General features: G+C 41.7%; 5 protein-coding genes. All 5 read left to right on the forward strand.

Annotation, left to right across the window (positions count from 1 at the left end; genetic code table 11):
- Positions 1-303: 303 nt before the first annotated feature.
- Positions 304-2,439, forward strand: coding sequence for a bifunctional 23S rRNA (guanine(2069)-N(7))-methyltransferase RlmK/23S rRNA (guanine(2445)-N(2))-methyltransferase RlmL (gene rlmKL / locus AB4238_RS19940; protein ID WP_248974612.1), 2,136 nt, complete (start codon positions 304-306; stop codon positions 2,437-2,439).
- On the forward strand, positions 2,429-2,668 hold the full coding sequence (locus AB4238_RS19945) for a glutaredoxin family protein (RefSeq protein ID WP_372035100.1): 240 nt from the start codon (positions 2,429-2,431) through the stop codon (positions 2,666-2,668). Before rlmKL ends, AB4238_RS19945 begins: the two co-directional genes overlap by 11 nt.
- Before the next feature lies 1 nt (position 2,669).
- Positions 2,670-4,580: an ABC transporter ATP-binding protein gene (locus AB4238_RS19950; protein WP_372035102.1), complete on the forward strand. Its 1,911-nt coding sequence runs from the start codon at positions 2,670-2,672 to the stop codon at positions 4,578-4,580.
- A gap of 29 nt (positions 4,581-4,609) precedes the next feature.
- Positions 4,610-6,529: a DUF3466 family protein gene (locus AB4238_RS19955; protein WP_372035104.1), complete on the forward strand. Its 1,920-nt coding sequence runs from the start codon at positions 4,610-4,612 to the stop codon at positions 6,527-6,529.
- Positions 6,530-6,720: 191 nt separating this feature from the next.
- On the forward strand, positions 6,721-6,776 hold a 56-nt coding region (locus tag AB4238_RS19960), incomplete at its 3' end, for a ribosome modulation factor (RefSeq protein ID WP_372035105.1).

A 6,776-nucleotide genomic window follows, 5' to 3' on the forward strand; every position in this document is an offset into this window, starting at 1 on the left:
ATAGAAGCAATGAAACGAACCCAAAGGACCGCATTTCTTGACCATTTTTTCTGCGTTAAAGGCTCTTTGTGGAGAATCATTAGACTACATAGCCTCTGCCTTGCCAAAATCGCCAATAAATTTGCGTAAAAACAACCATGAAAGATCAACAGGCCCTAGTCAATTTTGATTTAAAAGAAGCAAATTGAAATGATTTTCTAGCTGAGTCATGAAATTATCGGCTATTAGGCAATATCTTTTTATCATTTGCTGGCGCTTACGGGTATAATAACCAACTAATTTTTATTCAGTGTCTATCTATCGATGTTAAATTTTTTTGCTGCTGCTCCTCGGGGCTACGAATACGCGTTATCGCTTGAATTAGCGGAGCTTGGCGCTTCAGATATCAAAGAAAGTGTAGCGGGAGTTTATTTTACTGCTTCTCTAGAACTTGGTTATCGGATCACCCTTTGGTCGCGACTAGCCAGCAGAATCATTTTAGTGATCCATAAAGGACCTTGTGAGTCACCAGAGCAGCTTTATAATGCCGCTTATGGGATTGATTGGCAGATGCAGTTTTCTAACCGCAGTACTTTTAGTGTTGATTTCCATGGTATGGGTGGCTTCATTAACAACACCCAATTTGGTGCTTTGAAAATTAAAGATGCGATAGTCGATCGTTTTCGTGATGATGATTTTTCCCGTCCGAACGTTGCTAAAATTGACGCTGACTACAAAATTGATGCTCATTATCGCCGCGGTGAGATAACCATTGGTATTAACTTTTCTGGCCCTGCGTTACATAAACGTGGTTACCGTTCTACAACAGGTGAAGCGCCGCTTAAAGAAAACCTAGCGGCAAATATGTTGGTTCGCAGTGGCTGGAAGAAGTCTCCTGTCACCTTGTTAGACCCTTTTTGCGGTAGCGGTACTATTTTGATTGAAGCTGCAATGCTGGCTTGCGATATTGCTCCAGGCATTCATCGTGAACGCTTTGGTTTTGAAAAGTGGCTACCTCACAACGATAAAGTTTGGCAAGAACTGTTAAATGAAGCTCATGCTAGAGCATCAATTGGCAAGACTCGCTGTGAAATAAAATTCTATGGATCTGATATAGATTCAAGACTAGTAGCGCTTGCTAAGCGCAATGCTGAAAATGCAGGCGTACTTGAGTTTATCGATTTTAATGTCAGTAACGCGCTTAACATAAGCGTACCTGCAGCGACTGGTTATTTGATTTCGAACCCGCCTTACGGTGAACGTTTAGGAAACATGACATCATTACTGCAACTGTATTATCAGCTAGGCGATAAGTTCAAAGCAGAATTCGGTGGCTGGAACCTAGCGATACTTAATAGTGATGCAGAGTTACTGTCAGCGTTAAAGCTTAAAGCTGACAAACAGATGAAGATGAATAACGGCGCGCTAGAGTGTGCATTTAATCTGTATACTGTTCATGCCGAAAACACTCGTCGTGTCGATCCTGCAAATATTAAAGTCGACGGTGATGTAAGTGACATCGCAGTGCCTTTCGCTAACCGCATTAAGAAGAACTTTAAACAGTTACAAAAGTGGGCGAAGAAAGAGGGCATTGATAGTTACCGCCTTTATGATGCCGACTTGCCTGATTATAATGTTGCCATTGATAAATACCTCGATCACGTTGTTGTTTATGAATATGCCGCACCCGCAGAGATCCCTGAATCGGTGTCAAAACGTCGCTTAACAGACGTATTGATTGCGTTGCCACATGCTATCGGAATCGATCCAAACAATATTGTATTGAAGACCCGTGAGCGTAAAAAGGGCATTTCGCAATATGAAAAGATGCAAGCTAATAAGCTTGAACTTATTACGACTGAGTACGGCGCCAAGTTTAAGCTTAACCTTAAAGAATATTTAGATACTGGCTTGTTTTTAGATCATCGTCTAACTCGTAAGATGGTGGGTGAAAAATCTAAAGGCCGTAGTGTGTGTAACCTATTTGCTTACACGGGGACTGCGTCGGTGCATGCTGCTATTGGCGGAGCAACGTCTGTTACGACGGTAGATATGTCAAATACCTACATCAATTGGGCGAAAGAAAACTTTGCGCTTAATGGTTTAAACGATGATAAGTATCAATTTGTGCAAGCGAACTGTTTACAGTGGATAAAGCGCACCCACGATAGATTCGATCTTATCTTTATCGATCCGCCAACCTTCTCAAATTCAAAGCGTATGGAAGACTCTTTCGACGTGCTGCGCGATCATGTGCCTCTTTTGAGCAACTTGATAAAGTTGCTTAATCCAGGCGGAGAGATTATTTTCTCCAACAACAAGCGTAAATTTAAGATGGAAATTGAACAGTTGGAAGCGGCTGGCATGTCGATTAAAAATATCGATAACCAAACGTTACCATTAGATTATAAGCGCAATCCTCAAATCCATAATACTTGGCTTATCACTCATGCTGAGTAAAGTTCATTCAGTTGTTTTATACCACACAGATGCCTGTCATCTGTGTGAGTTGGCAGCTGATTTGCTACAGCAAGCACAAGTTATGTTTGTTGCGGAAGATATTTGTGAGGATGAGTTGCTAGCTGAGCGTTACGGGACAAGGATCCCTGTGGTAAGAATAACGACAGATAATCGCGAGCTGGGCTGGCCATTTGACCTCAAAGCATTACAAGAATTTTTAGGAGCGTAAGTTGAGTTTAGTACGTATTAATAACGGCTCTTTAGCCTACGGTTATACCCCGTTATTGCAAAAAGCAGATTTTACCATTGAAGCTGGTGAACGCGTTTGTATCGTAGGCCGCAATGGTGCAGGCAAATCTAGCCTGATGAAAGTACTAAGCGGTGATGTTCTGCTTGATGAAGGTGAGTTTAATATTGCTACCGATGTAAAAGTCAGTCGTTTGCAACAAGATCCACCTAAAGCCGAACAAGGAACCGTTTATGCTTATATTGCTGCTGGCTTACAGGAAGTTGGTGAAAAGTTAGAGCGTTACCATCAACTTTCTCATGATGTGGCAACCGCTAATCCAGATGAAATGGAGCGTATGCTGAAGCAGATGGAAAGGCTACAAGGCGATATCGATCATTTAAATGGATGGCAACTCGATAATCGTATCAACCAGAACTGTGAGTTACTTGGGTTGGATGCTGATGCACCATTATCTGAGTTATCTGGTGGCTGGCAACGTAAAGTGGCTTTAGCTCGCTCTCTGGTTAGCGACCCCGATCTGTTGCTTCTTGATGAACCGACTAACCACCTCGACATTGACACTATCGAATGGTTAGAGCAATTCTTACTAAGCTACCGTGGCGCGATTGTGTTTGTCAGTCACGATAGGGGTTTCATTGATCGAATGGCGACCCGCATCGTCGACTTAGACCGCGGTATTGCAACCTCTTGGCCTGGCAGTTATCAAGCTTACTTAACAGGTAAAGCTGAATGGTTGCGAGTGGAAGCTGAACAGAATGCTCTGTTTGATAAAAAGCTCGCAGAAGAAGAGGCATGGATTCGCCAAGGCGTTAAGGCTCGCCGAACCCGTAACGAAGGCCGAGTACGTGCGCTTAAAGACTTAAGGGTAGAGCGCATGGCACGCCTTAATCGTCAAGGTGGCGCTAAAATGTCAGTTGCTGATACTGACCGCTCAGGTAAGTTGGTGTTTGATATTGAGAACCTAGAATACAACCTGCCTGATAAAAACTTGGTTAAGAACTTCAGTTCTGCAGTTATGCGTGGTGATAGAATTGCATTGATAGGCCCTAATGGTTGCGGTAAATCAACCTTGGTTAAGTTGCTTATTGGTCAATTAGAAGCACAGTCTGGTAGTGTCAAAGTCGGTACTAAACTTGAAGTCGCTTATTTCGATCAGTACCGAGAAGCACTTGATCCTGAAAAAACGGTAGAAGAGAACGTTGGTGAAGGTAAAAAGACCGTTACTATTAATGGTCAAGACCGTCATATCCTTAGTTATCTACAAGACTTTTTATTCTCACCACTAAGAGCAAGAACGCCGGTTAAGGCTTTATCTGGTGGAGAAAAAAATCGTCTGTTGTTAGCGCGCTTATTGCTTCGTCCTGCAAATCTTATTATTCTCGATGAGCCAACAAACGATCTAGACATTGAAACCTTAGAACTGCTTGAGTCTTTACTCGCAGATTATAAAGGTACGCTATTACTCGTTAGTCACGATAGAGCATTTATTGATAATACTGTGACCAGTAGTTGGTGGTTTACAGGCAATGGTGGATGGAGTGAGTACGTCGGTGGCTACCAAGATGCGGTGTCCCAAGGTGCTAAATTTTATTCTGAGGAACCTCAAGAACAAAAGAGTGTCCAATCTCCAGTTGTTGAAAAAAAACCAGCTGTTGCGGCTAAACCGACCAAGAAGTTGTCGTTTAAGTTACAAAGAGAATTAGAGTCTTTACCTGCATTGATGGAACAGTTAGAGCAGGATATTGAAGCATTGCAAAGTATTATTAGTGGTCCTGATTTTTATGCTCAGGAACAAAAAACAGTTAACGAGAAGCTAAAGACCCTATCCGATAAGGAAGGTCTACTTGAGAGTTACTTTGAGCGATGGGAAGAGCTCGAGTCATTGAAGTAAGCTAAAAATAAAAAAATGGGAAGTAATTCATGAAGTTTAAGTTGGAAAAGACCCTATCCTTAGTTGCCGTTGGTGTATTAAGTGTCCTTCATGGTGCACAGGCTGCACCTGTTTATGAAATAAAGAATCTCGATACCGAGACATTTAACTTAGACGGCACCATTGCTAATACTCGTAACGGTTACGGTATGGCTGTAAACAACAACAACGAAGCGGTTGGGGCAGCCAAAGGCAAAAAGAAACTGAATGTTGATGAAGATGACAATGGCGTTATTGACATCGAAGATGGTGTGTCAGATGCTGAAACCATTACTTATTCAGTTAACTTGCCGATTATTGCGAATAATTTTACGTTCATTTCAGATTCTGAATTATCATATAGATCAGATGATCCGGATCATCCTGACTTTAAAGTTGAAGCTCCTTGGTTACCGACTTTTGAGAGTGTTAATGGCACCACTGCACCAACGTTCCCTGAAGATGAGGATACGGTTAATTCAGTCGATACTTTTTACTACGGCATTAATGATGCAAAAGTTAAAGTCGGTGCGATGACGGCTATTGAAGAAACTGTTCCTTATTCAGGTAGCAGTGAAACGCAAGAGTTTTGGTACTACCGGGAATATGAGCAACGCGGCTTCGTTAAGGATGATACTAATACTGAAATCGCTTTGACACCACCGTACACTGAGTATGTTTCAGAGCAAGACGATGGTGACGTGACAGTGACCGTTGGCGGTTTCTCAAGTGGTACTGCAGTTAATGGCGACAACTTGATTACTGGTTATGCGAGTACTGATATTAGCAAGAACAGTGCCAGCATTATCGATTCCTGTGTATCAAACAACAGTGAAACAGCGCCAACAGACATTTGTGTACAAAACAGACAGTACCCGAATAGTAGTGGCTTTAGAGATATTCAGTATCAAACTCGCGGTTATGTTTGGAAGTACGAAGCAGGCGCTGTCACAGAGAGCTTTGAGCTTCCTCTTGGCTTAGAAGTGACTAATGATGGCGTTTACACCGGACAAGGTCTTGGAATCAATGCCGCTGGTGTTGTTGCTGGTCGCTCACATGTTTATCGTGACGGTAATAAGGACAGGTTGTATTTTGATGCTGCGTATTGGAAGCAAGACGCCCAAGGAGCGTACCAATATAACTGGATTGATGTTGATACGGTTAAAGATGTGCGTTCATCTATCGCTTACGATATTAACGACAGCGGTATTTTGATTGGTAGTTACAGTAAATACATTGAAGGTTATATTCGAGATAAGTTTTTCTATATCGATACTACAGATGAGAATGCAGAAGTTGTTACACCCAATGATTTCTACAATAATCTTTCAGATCTTGGTAGTCGTGGTAGAGCGATCAATAATAATGGCCAAGTGGTTGGTTATATTGAAACCACTCATGATAAAGAAAAGCCAAGGCCTAAAGCTGGCTTCCTGTACAACATCGCAGAAGATGAATTTTCTAACCTCAATGACTTACTGACCTGTCAATCTAAAGGATTTGTAAAGGATGATTCAGACAAGTGGGTTCGGAATAAAGTTGAAGTTGAAGATGGCTCAGGAAAGACTCTGACCTATGATAGTGAAATCAAGATAGTAGAAGCAAACAGTATTAATGACAGTGGCACTATTGTTGGTACTGCTTTTATTCGTAAGCCTTCTTATCAGTTTGATACTGACGGTAACCTGATTATTGGCGATAACGGTTTACCGTTTTTCGAACTCAATGGTTATGGTGACCCAGTAACTTCATTTTTACCGCGTATGATGGTTATTCAAACAACAGGCGAAGAGGTAACTGATGAATGGAAGGCCGCTAATAGTTGTATAGATGATAGCGGAGAGAATGGTAACTATGAACGAAAGGGCGCTGCAAGCCTTGGTTGGTTGTTAATGTTGCCGTTAGTTTGGTTACGACGTAAAAGAAAGTAACTTATTAGACGAGTAGACTAAATCGAGGCAACCTGCCTCGATTTTTTTATTTTTATTTTTATTACCTAACTCAATAGCTTAATATTCAACCTGTAAACTGGTCGTTTTTTTTGATTGATCTCTGTAGCAAAAAGTTTTATTCATAGTCTAGAAGCATTGGCTTCTACCATTATGGAAGAGAGGACGCTCGCATGAAGAGACAAAAACGAGATCGATTAGATAGAGCTTTTTCGAAAGGTTTTCAGGC

It is taken from the genome of Shewanella sp. 10N.286.45.A1 (genome assembly GCF_041470405.1).
Classification (GTDB): domain Bacteria; phylum Pseudomonadota; class Gammaproteobacteria; order Enterobacterales; family Shewanellaceae; genus Shewanella.

Coding starts and splice junctions, on each gene's coding strand:
- rlmKL (WP_248974612.1), top strand. CDS start 304: ATGTTAAATTTTTTTGCTGCTGCTCCTCGGGGCTACGAATACGCGTTA.
- AB4238_RS19945 (WP_372035100.1), top strand. CDS start 2,429: ATGCTGAGTAAAGTTCATTCAGTTGTTTTATACCACACAGATGCCTGT.
- AB4238_RS19955 (WP_372035104.1), top strand. CDS start 4,610: ATGAAGTTTAAGTTGGAAAAGACCCTATCCTTAGTTGCCGTTGGTGTA.